Here is a 19,628-nt window from a genome sequence, read left to right on the forward strand (position 1 = left end):
ACGCCCCGCTGATCCCGCCCATGCGCTATCCCCTGCCCTACGCGTTCGCACGCAGCCAGCAACTCCTGCTCGAGGAGACCGACGACGGCAGCTATACGCTGTGGATGTCGAGCCATCCGGCGCGCAGCGCGGTCGGCGAGGTGTCGCGCAAGTACGGCGTGCAGGCCTTCGAAGTGCTGGCCGACGGCCCGCTGGCGCAGCGCATCAGCGCGGCCTATGCGCAAGGCGAATCGAGCGCCGCCGCGGTGGTGAGCGAGGTGCAGAACGAAGCCGACCTGTCCCGCATGATGCAGGAGCTGCCCGCGGTCGAAGACCTGCTGGCCAGCGCCGGCGACGCCCCCATCATCCGCATGCTGAACGCGCTGCTCACGCAGGCCGCGCGCGACGGCGCCAGCGACATACACATCGAGCCCTACGAGCGCACCTCGTCCGTGCGCTTTCGCATCGACGGCACGCTGCGCGAGGTGGTGCAGCCCAACCGCGCACTGCACGCCGCGCTGATCTCGCGCCTGAAGATCATGGCCGACCTCGACATCTCCGAGAAGCGGCTGCCGCAGGACGGGCGCATCAGCTTGCGCATCGGCACGCGCGCAGTCGACGTGCGGGTGTCGACGCTGCCCAGCGCGCACGGTGAACGCGCGGTGCTGCGCCTGCTGGACAAGAGCGAATCCAAGCTCACGCTCGAATCGGTGGGCATGCAGGGTGACACGCTGCAGCGCTTCGAGAAGCTCATCGCGCAGCCGCACGGCATCATCCTGGTGACCGGGCCCACGGGCTCGGGCAAGACCACCACGCTGTACGCCGCGCTGGCCCGGCTCGACGCCAGCCGCAGCAACATCATGACGGTGGAAGACCCCATCGAGTACGAGCTGCCGGGCGTGGGCCAGACGCAGATCAACGCCAAGATCGAACTCACCTTCGCCAAGGCCCTGCGCGCCATCCTGCGGCAGGACCCCGACGTCATCATGATCGGCGAAATCCGCGACTTCGAGACCGCGCAGATCGCCATCCAGGCTTCGCTGACCGGCCACCTGGTGCTGGCCACGCTGCACACCAACGACTCGGTCAGCGCCGTCACGCGCCTGACCGACATGGGCGTGGAGCCCTTCCTGCTGAGTTCGTCGCTGCTGGGCGTGCTCGCGCAGCGCCTCGTGCGCAAGGTCTGCACGGCGTGCGCCGGCGCCGGCTGCGAGGTCTGCGGCCAGACCGGCTACCAGGGCCGCACCGGCATCTTCGAGCTGCTGGTGGCCGACGAGACCGTGCAAGGGCTGATCCACAGCAAGGCCGCCGAAAGCGAACTCCTGCAGGCCGGCGCGCGCGGCGGACTGCGCCTGATGCGCGAAGACGGCGAGCGGCTGGTGCAGGCCGGCATCACATCGCGCGCCGAACTGCTGCGCGTCACGCGCGACTGACCAGCGCCCCGGCCGCCCCATGCCCGCCTATTCCTTCGAAGCCATCGATGCCAGCGGCCAGTCGCGCGAAGGCGTGCTGGAAGCCGACACCGCCCGCAGCGCGCGCAGCCTGCTGCGGGCGCAGGCGCTCATTCCGCTGTCTGTCAAGCCGGTCGGCAGCGACCACGTCAACGGCACCGGCCAGCGCAGCGGCATGTCGCGCTGGCTCGGCGGCGGCAAACGGGTCTTCAACTCCACCGGCCTGGCCGTGTGGACGCGGCAGCTCGCGGGCCTCGTGTCGTCCGGCCTGCCGCTGGAACGCGCGCTCACGGCCCTCACCGACGAGGCCGAATCGGAGCCGCAACGCAACCTCGTCGCCTCGCTGCGCGCCGAAGTCAACGCGGGCTCGCCCTTCGCGCGGGCGCTGTCGGCGCATTCGCGCGAGTTCTCGCCCATCTACACCGCGGTGATCGGCGCCGGCGAGCAAAGCGGCAACCTCGGCCTGGTGCTCGACCGCCTGGCCGACGACCTCGAAGAGCGCCAGGCGCTGCAGCAGAAGCTGATCGGCGCCGCGCTTTATCCGGCCATCGTCACGCTGGTGGCGATCGTCATCGTCATCTTCCTCGTAAGTTATGTGGTGCCGCAGGTGGCACAGGTGTTCGCGGGCACCAAGCGCTCTCTGCCCTTCCTCACCACGGTGATGCTGTCGCTGAGCGCGGGCGTGCGCAACTATGGCTGGTGGATGCTCTGCGCCGTCGTGCTGGGCGCCGTCGGCATGCGGCTGGCGCTGGCGCAGGAAGCCTTCCGCCTCAAGTTCGACGCGGCCTGGCTCAAGCTGCCGCTGGTGGGCAAGCTCGCGCGCGGCTACAACGCGGCCCGCTTCGCGAGCACGCTGGCCATGCTGGCCACGGCCGGCGTGCCCATTCTTCGCGCGCTGCAGGCGGCCTCCGAAACGCTGGGCAACCGCGCGATGCGGGCGGACGCGCTCGACGCGCTGGTGCTGGTGCGCGAAGGCGCGCCGCTGGCATCGGCGCTGGCGCAGAAGAAGCGCTTTCCCGGCCTCGTGTCGATGTTCGCGCGCCTGGGTGAGCAGACCGGCACCCTGCCGCTGATGCTGCAGCGCGCAGCCAACCAACTCGGCGCCGAAGTGCAGCGCCGCGCGATGCACCTGGCCACCATCCTCGAGCCGCTCTTGATCGTGGCGATGGGCGGCGTGGTCATGCTGATCGTGCTGGCGGTGATGCTGCCGATCATCCAGCTGAACCAGTTCGTCAAGTGACGGCCACCGCCAAGCAGGACGCACCATGCCCGTAACGCTAGAAGACAAGCTCGTGGTCGCGATCTCCTCGCGGGCCCTGTTCAACCTCGAAGAAGAAAACACGCTCTTCGAATCGGGGGACAACGAGGGCTACATGAAGCTGCAGCTCGACCGCATCGACGTGCCGGCCGCGCCAGGCATCGCGTATTCGCTGATCCGCAAGCTGCTGCGCTTCAACGACGACGGCGTGCAGCGCGTCGAGGTGGTGATCCTCTCGCGCAACGACCCGGTCTCGGGCATGCGCATCTTCAGGTCGAGCGCGGCCGCCGACATCAAGCTGCAGCGCGGCGTTTTCACGCAGGGCCGCCCGCCCTTCGGCTACCTGCGCCCGCTGCGCGCCCACCTGTTCCTGTCGGCCAATGCGCAGGACGTGCGCGAGGCGCTCAATGCCGGCTTCCCGGCCGCGCGCGTGCTGGTCGAATCGGTCAAGGCAAGCGACGCCTGGCCGAACGAAGTGCGCATCGCCTTCGACGGCGACGCCGTGCTGTTCTCCGACGAGGCCGAGCGCGTGTTCCAGGCCGAGGGCCTCGACGCCTTCCAGGCGCACGAACTCAGCAAGGCCGACCTGCCGCTGCCCGAGGGCCCGTTCAAGCCACTGCTGATGGCGCTGCATCGCCTGCAGATGGCCGGCAATGCGCAGATGCGCATCCGCACTGCGCTGGTCACCGCGCGCAGCGCACCGGCACACGAGCGCGCCATCCGCACGCTGATGAAGTGGAACATCCGCGTCGACGAGGCCATGTTCCTCGGTGGCCTGCCCAAGGGCGAATTCCTGCGCGAGTTCGAGCCCGACTTCTTCTTCGACGACCAGACCGGCCACGTCGATGCGGCCTCGCGGCATGTCCCCGCGGGGCATGTGAGCAGCGGCATCAGCAACGAAGGCTGACATTCCTGAAGGCGGTCGCGCATGCACGCCAAGGTCATTCGCTATTTCGTCGAGGTGGTTCGCGCGGGCTCGATCCGCAAGGCGGCCGAGCAGCTGCACGTGGTGCCCACGGCGGTCAACCGGCAGATCCTGAATCTGGAAGAGGAGCTGGGCGCGCCCCTTTTCGAGCGCATCCACAACACGCTCAAGCTCACGCCCGTGGGCGAGATCGTGCTGGCGCATGCGCGCGGCACGCTGCACGAGTTCGACCTGGTGCGCCAGCGCATCGAGGCCGTGCGCGGGCTGCGCCAGGGCGAGGTCACGCTCGCCACCACAGCGGGCCTGGCCGACGCCTTCCTGCCGGCCGTGGTGCAGCGTTTTCGCCGGGCGCACCCCGGCATCCAGCTCAAGCTGCTCGGCCTGCCGATCGCGGCGGTGCTGCGCAGCGTGAGCGAAGGCGATGCCGACCTGGCGTTGGCCTACGACGTACCGGGCACCGCCGGCTTTCGCACGCTGTTCGCCAGCGAATGGCCGATCGGCGCGGTGGTGCCGCCCGGCCATCCCCTGACGGCCCATGCCACGGCGGTACTGGCCGAGTGCGTCGGCTATCCGCTGATCCTGCCGGCGCCCTCGCTGTCGATCCGGCCCATCCTCGATGCGGCCTTCGGGCTTGCGGGCATCAGCGCCTCGCCGGTGATCGAGACCACCTCCACCGCGCTCATGCGCCGGCTGGTGCGCCAGGGCGGAGGCATCACGCTGCTCAACCGGCTCGATGTCGACGAGGAGCGGCAAGAAGGCTCGCTGGTCTTCGTTCCGCTGCGCGATGCCGCGCTGCGTGCCCAGACGCTCACGCTCGAGACGCGCGCCGCGCAGGCGCCGAGCCCCGCGGCCGAGCTGTTCGCGAACCACTTGGTAGCGAGCCTCGACGAGCTGCTGGCGCCCTGATTCCGCCCCCGCAGCCCGTCCACTTTTTGTGCACAGGGCAGGTCATTTATTGACTTTGCGCATGCGAATGCATCGCTCCTAGACTGCCGCGCCGGTTCATCGGCAGGAAAGAAAGGTCCACATGCTTTCGAACGATAAAACGGCCCCCGCAGGAGACGGCGAAGGGGTCGACCAGAAGCTTCCTATTGGCCGCTGCGGTGCACTGAGCCTGCAGCACGTGCTGGTGATGTACGCGGGCACGGTGGCGGTGCCGCTCATCGTGGGCGGCGCGCTCGGGCTCTCGAAGGCCGACATCGCCTTTCTCATCAACGCCGACCTGCTGGCGGCGGGCATCGCCACGCTGGTGCAGGCCATCGGCTTCTGGCGCTTCGGCATCCGCATGCCGGTGATGATGGGCGTGACCTTCGCGGCGGTCGGGCCGATGATCGCCATCGGCATCGATCCCTCGCTGGGCCTGCCCGCGATCTACGGCGCCACCATCGTGGCGGGCGTGTTCGGCATGCTTGTCGCTCCGCTGATGGGGCGCGTGCTGGGCGTGTTTCCTCCGCTGGTGACGGGCACGGTCATCACGCTGATCGGCGTGTCGCTCATGGGCGTGGCCATCAACTGGGCCGCGGGCGGGCAACCCACCATGACCCGCATGGTCGACGGCGTGGCGCACGCGGTGGCCAACCCCGCCTACGGCGAGCCGGTGAACCTGGCGATCGCGGCGGCGGTGTTGCTGGTGATCATCGCGATCACGCGCTTCGGCAAGGGGCTGATCGCCAACATCGCGGTGCTGCTGGGCATCGTCTTCGGCGTCGGCTTGTCGCTGGCGCTCGGACGCATGCACTTCGATGGACTGGCCGAGGCCAGCTGGCTTGCCGTGACCACGCCCTTTCACTTCGGCATGCCGCGCTTCGAACTCACGGCCATCGCTTCGATGTGCATCGTGATGCTGATCACACTGGTCGAATCCACGGGCATGTTCCTCGCGCTCGGCGAAATCACCGGCCGAAAGGTGGGCACCGAAGCGCTGGCACGCGGCCTGCGCGCGGACGGCCTGGGCACGGTGATCGGCGGCGTGTTCAACACCTTTCCGTACACCTCGTTCTCGCAGAACGTGGGACTGGTGACAGTGACGGGCGTGCGCTCGCGCTATGTGGCGGCCGGTGGCGGCGTGCTGCTCATTGCACTGGCGCTGTTTCCGAAGGTCGCGCACATCGTGGCCTCGGTGCCGCAGTTCGTGCTCGGCGGCGCGGGCATCGTGATGTTCGGCATGGTGGCGGCCACGGGCGTGCGCATCCTGGGCGAAATCGACCATTCGCAGAACCGCCACGCGCTGTACGTGATCGCGATCTCCATCGGACTGGGGCTGATTCCCACGCTGTCGCCGAACTTCTTCCAGCACTTTCCGGCCTGGACGCATCCGCTGACGCACAGCGGCATCGTGCTGGGCACGCTCGCCGCGGTGCTGCTCAATCTTTTCTACAACGGCGTGCTGTCGAGGGAGCGTTCCTTCACACTGGCGGCACGCACCTCGCACGGGACCGAATGACATCATGAACACATCCACCGCCCCCTCCTTGCTGCGCATCGTCCGGCACGCCGACGTGCTCGTCACCATGGACGCTGCGCGGCGCGAGATTCCCGATGGCGCGGTAGTGATGGACGGGCCGGCCATCGCCTGGGTGGGGACCACCGCCGACCTGCCCGACGTCTACCTCGAAGCCCTGCGCAGCGGCCAGGCCGAGGCCATCGACATGCGCGGCCACGTGGTGATGCCGGGCCTGGTCAACACGCACCACCACATGTACCAGAGCCTCACGCGCGCGGTGCCAGAGGCGCAGGACGCAGAGCTGTTCGGCTGGCTCACCAACCTCTACCTGCTGTGGGCGCGCCTCACGCCCGAGATGATCCGCGTGTCGACGCAGACCGCGATGGCCGAGCTGATGCTCTCGGGCTGCACCACCACCAGCGACCATCTCTACCTGTTCCCCAACGGCTCGCGGCTCGACGATTCGATCGAAGCGGCCGACGCGATGGGCATGCGCTTCCACGCGGCGCGCGGCAGCATGAGCGTGGGCCGCAGCGCCGGCGGCCTTCCGCCCGACGAAGTGGTGGAGACCGAGGAAGCCATCCTGCGCGACAGCGAACGCCTCATCGGCCGCTGGCACGACGCCTCGCGCCATTCGATGCGCCGCATCGTGCTGGCGCCCTGCTCGCCGTTCTCTGTGTCGCGCGACCTGATGCGCCTGTCGGCCGAGTTGGCGCGCGAGCGCGGCGTATCGCTGCACACGCACCTGGCCGAGAACGACAACGACGTGGCCTACTCGCGCGAGAAGTTCGGCATGACGCCGGCCGAGTACGCGGAAGACCTGGGCTGGGTCGGCCGCGACGTGTGGCACGCGCACTGCGTGAAGCTGGACGAAGCCGGCATCGCGCTGTTCGGCCGCACTGGCACCGGCGTGGCGCACTGCCCGTGCTCCAACATGCGGCTGGCCTCGGGCATCGCGCCCATCGGCGCCATGCGGCGCGCGGGCGTGCCGGTGGGGCTGGGCGTGGACGGCAGCGCGTCGAACGACGGTGCGCACATGCTGGGCGAGGCGCGGCAGGCCATGCTGCTGCAGCGCGTGGGCCATGGCCCGGCGGCGATGACGGCACGCGAGGCGCTGGAGATCGCCACGCTGGGCGGCGCGCGCGTGCTGGGGCGCGACGACATAGGCGCGCTCGCGCCCGGCATGTCGGCGGACATCGTGGCCTTCGACATGCGCGGCGTCGCGCATGCGGGCGCCGGACACGACCCGGTGGCGGCGCTGGTGTTCTGCACGCCGGCATCGGTGTCGCTGAGCGTGATCGGCGGCGCGGTGCGCATCCGCGGCGGCGAGTTCACCGGGCTCGAGCTTGCGCCCCTGCTGGCAAGGCACCGCGATCTCGCCCGCACGCTGTTCGAAGCCGCGCGCCACCCGCACACCGCCTGAGGCAGGCAGTGCCCCGGCAGCGCGCCGGATGAGCACCTTCGCGCTAGGCAGCAACCCTCATTGCCAACGCCAGAGCCCCTCCGCAGAATCCGCCCACCAAATAGAACGAACGTTCGATTTAGTGGCCGGACATCTTTCTCGGCCTTCCCCAGATCCACAACAACAGGGAACTTCCCCGATGAAGCGCAGAGACATCCTCAAATGGTCCGCCTCGGCGGGCGGCCTGGCCCTGCTGGCCGGCAGACCGTCGACCGCCTCGGCGGCGTTGCCCGTGCTCAAGCCCACGCTGCCGCAGAAGATCGACCCGATCAGCGCCACGCTGCGGCGGCTCGAGCTGGTCGGGCGGCAGGCCACCTACCTGTGGACCGAATCGCACATCAACCTGGCCGGGGTGCCGATGGGCGCGGTGGTGCCGGCGACCGAGCTGCCGGCGCTCGAGCACCAGCTCAAGACGATCGCGAAGGCCATCGAGGCCGTGACCAATTTCGCCGCGTCGTTCGCCACCAGCGCGCTCGCGTCGGGCAGCCTGCAGTCGCTGGACAACCTGCGCACGCGCCTGGCCGGCCTGCAGGCCAGCTTCGACCAGCTGCTGGCCGCGAACGGCGGCCTGCTCGCATTGCCGGCAGCGGTGCTGAGCTCGCTGGGCACGCTCACCGGCACTGCCGGCGACATCGCCACGCAGCTCAAGCAGATTCACCACGACCTGCTGTCGCAAGGCCCGCTGGGCGCGTTGAACGGGCCGAAGACGGTGGCGCAGTACGACGCGCTGTTCGTCACCATCGAGAAGCCCGCCATCTCGCAACTGCTGCATGACAACGACCTGTTCGCGGCCATGCGCGTGTCCGGGCCGAATCCTGTGCTGATCCAGCGAGCGACGGTGCTGCCCGCCAAGTTTCCGCTCAGCGACGCGCAGTACCGGCAGGTGATGGGCGCCGGCGACAGCCTCGCCGACGCGGCGGCATCGGGCCGGCTCTACCTGCTCGACTACGAAGGCCTGGGCGACATGGCGCCGACGGGCCCGGTAAGCAAGCCGCTCACCGGCACCGGCTACGTCTGTGCGCCCGTCGCGCTGTTCGCGCGCCCGAAGACCGGCCGCTCGCTGGTGCCGGTCGCGATCCAGTGCGGGCAGGACCCGGCGCTGAACCCCATCTTCCTGCGCGTGGACGACACCGCCAACGCTGAGGCCTACTGGGCCTGGCAGTCGGCCAAGACCGCGGTGCAGGTGGCCGACTTCAATTACCACGAGATGTTCGTGCACCTGGGCCGCACACACCTGATGTCGGAAGCCTTCGCGATGGCCACGCAGCGGCAGTTCGCGACCGCGCATCCGCTGAGCCGGCTGCTGTCGCCTCACCTCGAGGGCGCGATGTTCATCAACGAGGCCGCGACGCTGATCATCATGGCGCCGCTGACCACGGGCGACGTGATCCTCACCGCACCCATCGAGACCCTGCAGCAGCAGTGCGGCCGCGACCGGCTGGCCTACGATTTCTACGATCGCATGATGCTGCCCAACGACCTGCGCACGCGCGGCGTGGACGACACGGCGGCGTTGCCCGACTACCCCTACCGCGACGATGCACTGCTGGTGTGGAACGCGATCGCGCAATGGGTCGGCGACTACGTGGCCACCTACTACCTGGGCGACGGCGATGTGACCGGCGACTACGAGCTGCAGGCCTGGGCCACCGAACTCGCGACCAGCGGCAAGGTGCACGGCTTCCGGCCGATCACCACGCGCGCGCAGCTCGTCGACGTGCTGACGGCGATCATCTTCAACGCCAGCGCGCAGCATGCGGCAGTGAACTTCCCGCAGTACTCGGTGATGACCTATGCGCCCTTCAGTGCGGGCGCCGCCGGCACACCGGCGCCGGCCTCGAGCACGGGGCAGAACGAGGCGAGCTGGTCGCAGATGCTGCCTTCGCGGCTCGCGGCGCAGGAGCAGATCCTGCTGTTCCACATCCTCGGCGGCGTGTATTACCGGCCGCTCGGCGAGTACAAGGACAACGTGTTCCCGCACCTGCCGGTGCTGCTCGACCCCGCCATCTCGGGGCAAGGCGGGCCGCTGGAGCGTTTTCGCAATGCGCTTGCGGGCATCGAGAACACCATCCGCCAGCGCAACACCACGCGCTCGCGGCCCTACGAGCACCTGTTGCCGAGCCGCATTCCGTCTAGCACCAACATCTGACCTGCGAGGCGTTCAGCGCCGCATCGTGTCGAGCTGCGTGACGGGGGCGCTGTCGTTGCCCCATGAGCCCCGGATGTAGGTGAGCACCGCCGCCACTTCAGCCGCGTCGAGCGTCTGGCCGAAGGGCGGCATGCCGTAGGGGCGCGGGTTGCCCGCCGTGGTGGGCAGGAAGCCGCCGTGCGCGATGACCTGCACCAGGTTGGTCGACCGCGCCATGTTGACGGCGCGGTTGCCCGCGAGCGGCGGGTAGGCGCCGATTGCGCCCTGGCCCTGGTCGCCGTGGCAGTAGGCGCAACGCTGGTCGTAGATCTTCGCGCCGCGCGCCATCGTGCCGGCATCGCGGCGGATCGGGGTCTTGGCGCTGGCGGGCTCTTCGCTCTTCGGCACGTCGGGCAGGTCCTTCAGGTAGCTCGCCATTGCCGTCAGGTCCGCATCGCTCAGGTACTGCGTGCTGCGGAACACCACGTCGGCCATCGGGCCCATGACCGAGCCGCGCGGGGCGACACCGGTCTTGAGCAGCGCGACGACGTCGGCGCTCGGCCAGTCGGCCACGCCGGCCTCGTGCGGATCGGCGAGCGACGGCGCGTACCAGTTCTCCACCGCGATCAGCCCGCCCGACAGGCCGCGACTGGTTTCGGTGGCGCCCAGCGAATTGCGGCTGCCGTGGCAAGCAATGCAATGGCCCAGCCCGTCGACCAGGTAGGCACCGCGGTTCCACTCGGCCGGCTTGCCCGCGTTGGCAACGAAGGCCTCGGGCTTGAACGAGAGCGCACGCCACACGGCCAGCGCGGCCTGCGTGTCGTACGGAAAGCGCAGCCGGTGCTCACGGTTCTGCTCCGATGCGGGCGCCACGCTGCGCAGGTAGGCGTAGATCGCATCCGAATCCTCGCGCGTCACCTTGGTGAAGCTGGGATACGGAAATGCCGGGTACAGCAGGCGCCCGTCCTTGCTGCGCCCGTTGTGCATCGCGCGCCAGAAATGCGCACTGCTCCAGCTGCCGATGCCGGTCTGCGCATCGGGCGTCAGGTTGCTCGAATAAATGGTGCCGAAGGGCGTCTCGATGGGCAGGCCGCCCGCATAGGGCCGGCCGCCGCGCGTGGTGTGGCAGCCCGCGCAATTGCCGGCCAATGCAAGGTAGCGGCCGCGCTCGACCAGCTGCGGCGTGGCATTGAAGCTCTCGGCCTGCCCAGGCAGCGCGTCCTCGCCGCGCAGGTTCATCGCCACCAGGACGCCGGAGACCAGCGCCAGCAGCACGATCAGCACCAGCGCCACCCATCCGGTGCGTCGCAGCAGGCTCATGGGTGCTTCTTTCGTCACTTCGCGGTACCGCCGCAGGCGATCGGCATCGGCGCCGGCAGTGACGCAACGGCCTTCGTGTTGGCCGGCATCGGCTGCGTTGCCAGCCAGCTCGCCACGGCATTGACGTCCGAGGTCCACATGCGGCGGCCGACTTCGGCCATGCAGTCGGGCGCGGTCGCATGCCGCTCGTTGGTGAGCCAGGCGCCGAGCTGCGACGCCACATAGAGCCGCGGCAGGCCCAGCAAGCCCGGAGTGGCGGGCTGCACGCCGGTCAGGGCCGCGCCGTGGCACTGCACGCAGGCCGGGAGCCGGCGCTCCGCATCGCCTTGCAGCGCGAGCACGCGGCCGCGCTCCAGCACTTCGGGCTTGGCGTCGCTGAGCGGCGAGATCGGCGGATAGGGCAGGTCGAGCCCCGCGAAGTACTCGGCAATCTCGCGCAGGTAGGCGTCGGACATGTGCTGCACCATGTACGCCATGTCGCTGTTGGAGCGGCGCCCGTCGCGAAAGCTCACGAGCTGGTTGAAGAGGTAGCCGGCCGGCTTGCCCGCGAGGCGCGGAAAGTAGCCGGCATTGGTGGTCGCGCCTTCGCGGCCGTGGCAGGCAATGCATGCGGCCACGCGCTGCTCGATGGTGTCGGGCACGGCTGCGGGCGTTGCGGCACCTGCAATGCCCGCCAGGCCGGACACCACAAGCAGCAGCGTGGTCGCGGCGAGTCGAAGGCGGGCCTTCATGTGCTGGCTGCGAAGTGCGCCAGGGCGAGCAGCCCGGCGATCAACAGCAGCACCAGGACCAGCGCCACGCCGATCAGCGGCAGGATGCCGACCTGCGCGGTCCGCTTGTCGGCATCGGCACGGCGTCCGCCCAGCCCGATGAAACTCCAGAGAACGGCGCGCACTGCGCCCAGCAGATTCGACATGAGGACTAGTGTGGACCCGCCGGGCAAAAAAGAACAGATGCAGATTCGCATCAATTGACCGGTGCAGATAAAGTGCTGCCGGATGAACGCCACCCCGCGATGAAACAGAAGCGCTACGAAGCCCTGGCCGCCGGCATCGAGGCCTCGATCCGCAACGGCACCCTGAAGACCGGCGACCGCCTGCCCTCGGTGCGCCACACCGGGCAGAGCCAGGGCGTGAGCGCATCCACCGTGTTCCAGGCGTACTACCTGCTGGAGGCGCGCGGCCTGGTGCGGGCACGCGACCGCTCCGGCTACTACGTCACCGGCGGCGGCCTGCGCGACGCGCCGCCCGAATCCACGCTCACCTCGCGCCCGGCGGATGGCCCGCTGTCGCTCGACGTGAGCGACCAGGTGTTCGACATCCTCGAAGCCAGCATGTCGCGCAAGGTCGTGCCCTTCGGCTCGGCCTTTCCGAGCCCGCTGCTGTTTCCGCTGGCACGGCTCGGGCAGTTCATGGCGGCCAGCGCCAAGTCGCTCGACCCGTGGAGCACGGTGGACGACCTCACGCCAGGCAGCGCGGCGCTGCGCCGGCAGATCGCGCTGCGCTACCTGGCCGACGGGATGCCGGTGCCGGCCGACGAGATCGTGGTGACCAACGGCGCGCTGGAAGCGCTCAACCTCTGCCTCGCGGCGGTCACGCAGCCCGGGGACGCGGTGATCGTCGAATCGCCCACCTTCTACGCCGCGCTGCAGGCGCTGCAGCGCATGGGCCTGCGCGCCATCGAGGTGCCGACGCATCCGGGCGAAGGCATCGACCTCGACGCGCTGGAGCTGGCCATCGCGGCCCACAAGCCCAGCGCCTGCTGGCTCATGACCAACTTCCAGAACCCGCTGGGCAGCCTGATGCCCGACGCGAAGAAGAAGGCGCTGGTGGCGCTGCTCGCGCGGCATGCGCTGCCGCTGATCGAGGACGACGTGTACGCCGAGCTGTACTTCGGCGAGCGCCGGCCCGCGCCCGCCAAGGCATTCGACACGCAGGGGCTGGTGCTGCACTGCTCGTCGTTCTCCAAGTGCCTGGCGCCGGGCTACCGCATCGGCTGGGCCTCGGCCGGGCGCTTCGCGCGGCAGGTCGCGCGGCAGAAGCTCACGACCACGCTCAGCACCTCGGCGCCCGCGCAGCAGGCACTGGCGGCCTATCTGGAGAAAGGCGGGCTCGACAAGCACCTGCGCAAGCTGCGCCAGACGCTGGCGCTGCAGCAGGCCACCTTCGCGCAGGCCGTGGGCCATTACTTTCCGGCGGGCACGCGCGCGACGCGGCCGCTGGGCGGCTACTTCCTGTGGGTGGAATTGCCGGCAGGCGCGAACGCGCTGGAGATCCATCGCGCGGCGCTGGAACAGGGCATCAGCGTCGCGCCCGGGCCGATCTTCTCGGCCACGCGCGCCTTCGGCAACTGCCTGCGGCTGAACTACGGCCACCCGTGGGATGCGCTCAGCGAGCGGGCAATGCAAACACTCGGCCGCCTGATCGCCGAAGCGTCCTGAACAGCAGGAAGGACGCGATGCTCACGTTCAACAGGTTCCAGCCGATGCCGTTCAGGAAGGCCGCATGGTAGCTGCCCGTGAGGTCGAACACCTTTCCCGACATCCAGCCGCCCAGCGCCATGCCGAACAGCGTGAACATCAGCACCGTGCCCACGCGGGCACCCGCTTCCGCAGGCGGAAAGTGCTCGCGCACGATGATCGCATAGGAAGGCACGATGCCGCCCTGGAACAGCCCGAACAGCGCAGAGATCACATAAAGCGGCACCAGCCCGTCGAAGGGCAGGAACAACAGCAGCGCCACGCACTGCAGCACGCCGCCCAGCAGCAAGGTGCGCAGCCCGCCGATGCGGTCGCAGATGAGGCCCGAGACCAGCCGGCTAACGATGCCGAAGCCCAGCATCAGCGACAGCATCATCGCGCCCTGCGCGGGGCCATAGCCGAGGTCGCCGCAGTAGGCCACGATGTGCACCTGCGGCATCGCCATCGCCACGCAGCAGGCCACGCCGGCCACGCACAGCAGGCCTTGCGCCGTGCCCAAGCTCAGGCCGAAGGGCCGCGCCAGGTCTCGCGGGAGGACCGTTCTCGATGCGTTGACCTCGGCAGGCGCCTGCGCAAGGGCCGGCGGCCGCGCACGGAAGCACAGGGCCAGCAGCGCCATCGTGATTCCGCAGAAGACACCCATGCCGATGTAGGTCTGGCGCCAGCCCACCAGCTCGACGAAGTGCTGTGCGATGGGCGGCCACACCGCGCCCGCCAGGTAGTTGCCGCTCGCGCACACCGCGACCGCGATGCCGCGCCGCTTGACGAACCACAGCGAGGTATCGGCCACCAGCGGCGCAAAGGCCACCGAACTGCCGAGCAGCCCCACCAGCAGTGCCTGCGCAACGGTGAACGACACGATGCCGCCCGACATGCCGGTGGCGATGTACCCCGCGCCAAGAAACACCGAACCGAACAGCAGCGGCCACATCACGCCGACCCGGTCAGCCAGCTTGCCCATCAGCACGCCGCCAAGGCCGAAGCCCAGCATCAGCAGCGTGTAGGGCAGCGAAGCATCGGCGCGTGCGATGCCGAATTCGGCCTGCACCGCGGGCAGCATGACCGACACCACGTACATGCCGCTGCTGCCGATCGTCATGATCGCCAGCGTGAGGCCCAGGCGAAGCATGGCGTAGCGTGAATCCGCCTGGTGGGCGGTTGTCTCTTGAGTCGTTGTCATTGTTTTTTCCGCGCCGGGAAGGGCCGGTGCATGTCGTGTGGCATTCTCGCGGAAGACAGCCGCCGGCCCGGCGCCTGCCGTCCTTCCGGCACACCACGCACATCACCGAAGAAGAATTTTCATGACCATCCAGCGCACCGGCCATCGCTATCGTGACGTAGAGACGGGCAGGACCCTCGACGTCTGGTTTCCCCGGCATGCCGGCTTCAACAACCGGCGCTGCCTTGCCGAGAAAGTCGGCCTGATCGCGGGGGACACGGTCGAGGTGCGCATCGAATCGCTCGATGCACCGCCGCTGTCCACCGAAGATGCCTACCTGCGCCTGCATCTGCTGTCCGAACTGGCGGCGAGGCCGAACGAGATCAACCTCGAAGGTCTGTTCGGCCTGCTTCAGAACGTGGCCTGGACTTCGGCGGGTCCGGTGCTGCCTTCGAAGGTCGACGAACTCCGGCACCTGGTGGCGGCCGAATACCACCACCTCACGGTGCCTTCGATCGACAAGTTCCCGCGCATGAGCGACTACGTGGTGCCGGCCGGCGTGCGGATCGCCGACGCGGACCGCGTGCGGCTGGGCGCGCATCTCTCGCCGGGCACCACCGTCATGCACGAAGGCTTCGTCAACTTCAATGCGGGCACGCTGGGCGAGTCGATGGTCGAAGGGCGCATCACGCCCGGCGTGACGGTCGGCAAGAACTCCGACATCGGCGCGGGCGCTTCCATCATGGGAACGCTCTCCGGCGGCGGCAAGACGAAGAATGCCATCGGCGAGCGGAGCCTGCTGGGTGCCAATGCCGGCATCGGCATCTCGCTGGGCGATGAATGCATCGTCGAGGCGGGTCTGTACGTGACGGCGGGCACCAAGGTCAAGCTGCCGGACGGCAGCGTGGTGTCGGCCAGGACGCTGTCGGGAAAGTCAGGGCTGCTCTATCGAAGAAACAGCCAGAGCGGCGCCGTCGAAGTGCTCGAGACCAACGCGCAGCGATGGGGCGGGCTGAACACCACGCTGCACAGCAACGACTGATGCGCGCAGCGGCTGCGCCGAAGGCGCAGCAACCGCTTGCCGGGTCAGCCCTCGGCCAGCACCGGCACCGCGACACTCACCGAAGCCTTCGGCACCGGCACACCGGGCTTCGGCTTGTCGTCGCAGGCGCCCACGAGCAGGCCAAGACAGAACAGAAGAACAAAGGATGCGCTTCGCATGCGAGCCATGCTATGCCTGCCGAGCGGCGCGTCAAGTCGGACGCCGCCGCGTGCCGAGGCGGCGCAGGTTCCGTCAGGCCTTGGGGCGCTCGCCGCGCTGCAGCCGTTGCTCGATGTCCTCGAGCACCTTCGGCAGGTCGGCCACGCTGTCGATCACATAGTGCGCACCGGCGGCTTCGAGTTCGGCGGTGGCGCGCGCACGGCGCTCCTGCTGCCGCGCTTCGTCGAGCGCCTGCCATTCGGCCAGCGTGAGGCCGTTCACGTTGCCGCTCACGGCCACGCCCACGGCCCAGGTGCCCGCGTTCAGGCCTTCCTGCAGGCCGACGCCGGTGTCGTCGACCTTCACCACCGTGTGCGGCGGCCACACGCCGAGGTCGGCGAAGCAGCGGTACATCATGAGCGGCGACGGGCGGCCTTCGGCCAGGTCGCCGCCGCACACGAGGTTGTCGGGCGAATAGCCGCCTGCCGCCGCAATGGGCAACACCACTTCCATGATCGGGCGGTTGTAGCCGGTGGTGGAGCCGATCTTCAGGCCGCGCTGGCGCAGCACCCCGACGGCTTCGAGCGCACCCGGAATGAAGTCGGCGTGATCGCGAACGCTGGCCGCGTTCATCGGCGTGAACACCTCGTACAGCTTGTCGGCATCGGCGTCGCTGAACGCATGGCCGTGCTTCGCTTCCCATTGGGCGGCGATGCGCGGCAGCGTGCCGAGCGCCTTGATGTGGTCCCACTTGGCCACGCCCATCGGGCCGCGCGCCTCGTCGATGGTGATGTCGACGCCGAACTGCTCGAACAGTTTCACGAAGGCGCCCATGGGCGCGCAGGAACCGAAGTCGAGGATGGTGCCGGCCCAATCGAAGACGACGGCCTGGAGCTGGGAATGGTTGTGGGCGTTCATGGCTGCATGAATGAAAAGATGGGGGGCGAAGGCGAGCGCGCCGTGCGCTTCACCATTTCTCGAAGACGTCGTGCGCAATGCCGAAGCCGGTGCTCGCGCCGCTGCCGCTGGTGACGATCACCACGCGCGTGGCGTCGTCGGGCGCATCGATCACGCAGGGCGTGGTCTTCGACGACGGGTACACGCCGGTCCAGCGTTCGGTGACCCGCGCGGCCTCGAGGTTGAGCGTGCTGCGCAGGTGCCGCAGGATGAGCTGGTCGACCTCTTCCATCGCGAAGGGCTCGGGTGCGTCGCCGTAGTGATGCGAGTCGCCGACCACCAGCGAGCCGTCGGCGCTCTGCACCACGATCAGGTGGATACCGTGCTCGAGCGAGGCGGCTTCCTCCTGCTGCAGGCGGGCACGCAGCGCGGCGGCTTCGGGCAGCGTGCTGTAGCCCTCGTAGCGCACCAGGCTCAGGTCCATCATCACCGAGCCCGGCAACTGGAAGCCCGCTTCGGGCTTCACGCGCAGCATCTGCAGGCGGCACAGCGTGAGTTCGTGAGCCGCAATGCGGTCGGCAAAGAGGCCGTGAAGATCGGTGTTGGTGCAGACAGCCACGCGCTCGGCATGCAGCGTGCCGCGCGAGGTGCGCACGCGCGGCGTCTCCACCTCGAGCACCGCCTCGCCGAAGCGGAATGTCACGCCGTGCGCCTCGGCCAGCCAGCGGGCGAGCAGGCCGATGGCGGTGCGCGACTCGACGCGCAGCTCGTGCGGGCTGTACAGCACCGAACACGCGTCCGACAGGTTCAGCGCCGGTGCCTTGGCTTGCGCATCGGCGGCGTCGAGCAGCTCGCAAGCCTCGCCCATCGGCGTGCGCATGAAGGCCTCGAGCACATCGTGCGCCTCGGGGCGGTAGGCCGCGAGCCAGAGATTGCGATGCACGATGTCGATGCTCGCATAGGGCGCGATGCCCTGCCACACGTCGCGCGAGTGCATTGCGCGGCGCCAGGTGTCGCCGGGCGCCTGCCCGGTGATGGTGATGAAACCGAAGTTGCGGATCGAGGCGCCGATGCAGGCCGCGTCGCGCTCCACCACGCAGACCTTGAGGCCGCGCTGCGCGGCGGTGTAGGCATGGGCCAGGCCGACGATGCCGGCGCCGACCACGATGAGGTCGAAATGATCGGGATGATGGGCTTGGGTACCGGGCATTACCGGTGTCTCCAGTTCTGGGTGCGCTTGAGCACCCAATGCCCCGCGAGCGCGAACACCCCGCGGCCGATGGCGGCCGTGAGCATGATCAGCGAGGCCATGGCCGCAGCGGGCGCGACGTCCCCGGCATCGTCCATGTTGAGCACGGCAATGGCGGCGAGCGAGGTCTGCGGCGAATAGAGGAACACGACGGCCGACACGGTCGTCATCGCGTTGACGAAGAAATAGCCGCCCACGTTGAGCACGGTAGGCAGCGCCACTGGCAGGTGCACGCGCCACAGCGTGCGCCAGAACGGCACGCCCATCGATTCCGACACCAGCTCGTATTCGCGGTCGAGCTGGCGCAGCGCGGTGAGCGAGGTCAGGTGCGCCACCGAGAAGAAGTGCGCCACGGTGCACACCACCAGGATGGTCATGCTGCCGTAGATGGCGCGCAGCGGGTTGGACGGCGAGATGAAGAAGAAGATGTAGCCCACGCCAAGCACCAGCCCGGGCACCGCCAGCGGCAGGTTGGCCAGCAGGTTGAGCAGCTCGCGCAGCAGGCCGAAGTGGCGCGGCTTCTCGACCAGATAGGCCGAGACGAAGGTGATGAACGCGCCCGCCACGGCGGCGCACACGGCCAGCCGCAGCGAATTGAAGTAGCTGCCCCAGCCGCCGCCGTCCATGTTGCTGAAGTCGTAGTTCTTGAACGACGGCGCAAGGTTGTAGGGCCAGTAGGTGGCCAGCGACGCGAACACCGCCATGCCGATGATCACGAGGATGGCGCAGCCCGTGAGGGCGCAGAACACGAGCAGCGCACGGTCGCGCGACTTCACCGGTTCGGGCTGGTAGGGCGTGGCGCGCGCCGACAGCGCCGAGGCCTGCTTGCCGCGCACGTGCCGCTCCACCAGGAACGACAGCACCGCCGGAATCAGCAGCACCAGGCCGACCACCGCGCCCATCTGGAAATTCTGCTGCCCGACCACCTGCTTGTAGATGTCGGTCGCGAGCACGCCGGTCTGGCCACCCACCACCTTCGGCACGCCGAAGTCGGTGATGACCAGCACGAACACCACCATCGCGGCCACGATCAGGCCGTAGCGCGAGGACGGCAGCGTCACCGTGCGGAAGATTCGCCAGCGCGAGGCACCCAGCGTCTGTGCTGCCTCGTAGAGCCGTCCGTCGGAGGTGGCCATGGCCGTGGTGAGGATCAGCAGCGCATGCGGCAGCGTCCAGAACACCGAGCCCAGCACGATGCCCAGCGGCCCGTAGATCGACACGTCGCCCATCAGCCCCTTGAACAGGCCCTGGTTGCCGAACAGGTAGACCAGGCTGATGGCCGGCAGCAGCGATGGGGCGAGCAACGGCACCAGCGCCACCGCGCGCAGCAGGCCCTTGGCCGGCATGCACGACAGCGTGAGGCCGTAGGCATAGACGTAGGCGATGGCGGTGCAGATCACCGCGCTCAGGGCCGCGAGCCCCAGGCTGTTGAACGCCGACTGCACCAGCGCCGGGTTATCGAGATACCGCGCAAAGTTGGCCAGGCCGACGAAGGCCCCCGCGCGGTCGAAGAAGCTCTGGCCGACCAGCGCGCCGACCGGCAGCGCGACGATCACGACCAGCAGCAGCACGACCAGCAGAACGGCCGCACCCGTGATCCAGCGTTCGCGATCGAACGCGCTGCTGCGCGCCATCGCCACCGGCGGGACGGCGACGGCGCCGGGAAGACTGCTCATG

General features: G+C 68.9%; 17 protein-coding genes. 9 read left to right on the top strand and 8 right to left on the bottom strand.

The annotated features are described in order from the left end of the window. Nucleotides 1-20 precede the first annotated feature (20 nt). From ACWV14_RS26670 to ACWV14_RS26700, 7 genes are all read left to right on the top strand, one after another. Complete coding sequence (locus tag ACWV14_RS26670; RefSeq protein ID WP_454904531.1) at nucleotides 21-1,412, top strand: GspE/PulE family protein; 1,392 nt, start codon at nucleotides 21-23, stop codon at nucleotides 1,410-1,412. Nucleotides 1,413-1,431: 19 nt separating this feature from the next. Next, complete coding sequence (gene gspF / locus ACWV14_RS26675; protein WP_454904532.1) at nucleotides 1,432-2,670, top strand: type II secretion system inner membrane protein GspF; 1,239 nt, start codon at nucleotides 1,432-1,434, stop codon at nucleotides 2,668-2,670. 25 nt (nucleotides 2,671-2,695) lie between these two features. Next, nucleotides 2,696-3,595 (top strand): 5'-nucleotidase, encoded by a 900-nt coding sequence (locus ACWV14_RS26680; RefSeq protein ID WP_454904533.1) that lies wholly within the window; start codon nucleotides 2,696-2,698, stop codon nucleotides 3,593-3,595. Nucleotides 3,596-3,616: 21 nt separating this feature from the next. Continuing rightward, nucleotides 3,617-4,519: a LysR substrate-binding domain-containing protein gene (locus tag ACWV14_RS26685; RefSeq protein WP_454904534.1), complete on the top strand. Its 903-nt coding sequence runs from the start codon at nucleotides 3,617-3,619 to the stop codon at nucleotides 4,517-4,519. A gap of 121 nt (nucleotides 4,520-4,640) precedes the next feature. Next, nucleotides 4,641-6,056, top strand: coding sequence for a nucleobase:cation symporter-2 family protein (locus ACWV14_RS26690; RefSeq protein ID WP_454904535.1), 1,416 nt, complete (start codon nucleotides 4,641-4,643; stop codon nucleotides 6,054-6,056). 4 nt (nucleotides 6,057-6,060) lie between these two features. Further along, nucleotides 6,061-7,479 (top strand): 8-oxoguanine deaminase, encoded by a 1,419-nt coding sequence (locus tag ACWV14_RS26695; protein WP_454904536.1) that lies wholly within the window; start codon nucleotides 6,061-6,063, stop codon nucleotides 7,477-7,479. A 178-nt stretch (nucleotides 7,480-7,657) separates the two neighbouring features. Beyond that, nucleotides 7,658-9,667 carry a lipoxygenase family protein gene (locus tag ACWV14_RS26700; protein ID WP_454904537.1) on the top strand — a complete coding sequence of 670 codons (2,010 nt, stop codon included), beginning with the start codon at nucleotides 7,658-7,660 and terminating at the stop codon, nucleotides 9,665-9,667. A gap of 12 nt (nucleotides 9,668-9,679) precedes the next feature. On the opposite strand, the gene ACWV14_RS26705 is transcribed toward ACWV14_RS26700, so the two are convergent. Genes ACWV14_RS26705 through ACWV14_RS26715 form a run of 3 tightly spaced genes read right to left on the bottom strand, consistent with a single transcriptional unit; the run spans nucleotide 9,680 to nucleotide 11,882 of the window. Then, nucleotides 9,680-10,966, bottom strand: a complete 1,287-nt coding sequence (locus tag ACWV14_RS26705; RefSeq protein WP_454904538.1) for a c-type cytochrome — start codon at nucleotides 10,964-10,966, stop codon at nucleotides 9,680-9,682. 14 nt (nucleotides 10,967-10,980) lie between these two features. Then, nucleotides 10,981-11,697: a c-type cytochrome gene (locus tag ACWV14_RS26710; RefSeq protein WP_454904539.1), complete on the bottom strand. Its 717-nt coding sequence runs from the start codon at nucleotides 11,695-11,697 to the stop codon at nucleotides 10,981-10,983. Further along, complete coding sequence (locus ACWV14_RS26715) at nucleotides 11,694-11,882, bottom strand: DUF2970 domain-containing protein (protein ID WP_422088147.1); 189 nt, start codon at nucleotides 11,880-11,882, stop codon at nucleotides 11,694-11,696. The genes ACWV14_RS26710 and ACWV14_RS26715 overlap by 4 nt, the downstream gene beginning before the upstream one ends. Nucleotides 11,883-11,981: 99 nt before the next feature. Between ACWV14_RS26715 and ACWV14_RS26720 the strand changes: the two genes are divergently transcribed. Continuing rightward, nucleotides 11,982-13,406, top strand: coding sequence for an aminotransferase-like domain-containing protein (locus ACWV14_RS26720; protein WP_454904540.1), 1,425 nt, complete (start codon nucleotides 11,982-11,984; stop codon nucleotides 13,404-13,406). Here ACWV14_RS26720 and ACWV14_RS26725 read toward each other — a convergent pair. After that, entirely contained in the window at nucleotides 13,354-14,625 is a 1,272-nt protein-coding gene (locus tag ACWV14_RS26725) for an MFS transporter (protein ID WP_454904541.1), read from the bottom strand. The two genes, ACWV14_RS26720 and ACWV14_RS26725, sit on opposite strands and share 53 nt — an antisense overlap. 121 nt (nucleotides 14,626-14,746) lie before the next feature. On the opposite strand from ACWV14_RS26725, the gene ACWV14_RS26730 reads away from it, so the two are divergent. Then, complete coding sequence (locus ACWV14_RS26730; protein WP_454904542.1) at nucleotides 14,747-15,646, top strand: DapH/DapD/GlmU-related protein; 900 nt, start codon at nucleotides 14,747-14,749, stop codon at nucleotides 15,644-15,646. A gap of 44 nt (nucleotides 15,647-15,690) precedes the next feature. Here the strand turns inward: ACWV14_RS26730 and ACWV14_RS26735 are convergent, their stop codons facing one another. The 4 genes from ACWV14_RS26735 to ACWV14_RS26750 all read right to left on the bottom strand — a co-directional run bounded on the left by ACWV14_RS26735 (nucleotide 15,691) and on the right by ACWV14_RS26750 (nucleotide 19,627). After that, complete coding sequence (locus ACWV14_RS26735) at nucleotides 15,691-15,825, bottom strand: hypothetical protein (protein ID WP_454904543.1); 135 nt, start codon at nucleotides 15,823-15,825, stop codon at nucleotides 15,691-15,693. A 73-nt stretch (nucleotides 15,826-15,898) separates the two neighbouring features. After that, nucleotides 15,899-16,723 carry a phosphonoacetaldehyde hydrolase gene (gene phnX / locus ACWV14_RS26740; protein ID WP_454904544.1) on the bottom strand — a complete coding sequence of 275 codons (825 nt, stop codon included), beginning with the start codon at nucleotides 16,721-16,723 and terminating at the stop codon, nucleotides 15,899-15,901. 49 nt (nucleotides 16,724-16,772) lie between these two features. Further along, nucleotides 16,773-17,912, bottom strand: coding sequence for a TIGR03364 family FAD-dependent oxidoreductase (locus ACWV14_RS26745; RefSeq protein WP_454904545.1), 1,140 nt, complete (start codon nucleotides 17,910-17,912; stop codon nucleotides 16,773-16,775). Next, complete coding sequence (locus tag ACWV14_RS26750) at nucleotides 17,912-19,627, bottom strand: putative 2-aminoethylphosphonate ABC transporter permease subunit (protein ID WP_422088152.1); 1,716 nt, start codon at nucleotides 19,625-19,627, stop codon at nucleotides 17,912-17,914. The genes ACWV14_RS26745 and ACWV14_RS26750 overlap by 1 nt, the downstream gene beginning before the upstream one ends. Nucleotide 19,628 lies beyond the last annotated feature (1 nt).

The organism is Variovorax durovernensis (genome assembly GCF_977011995.1).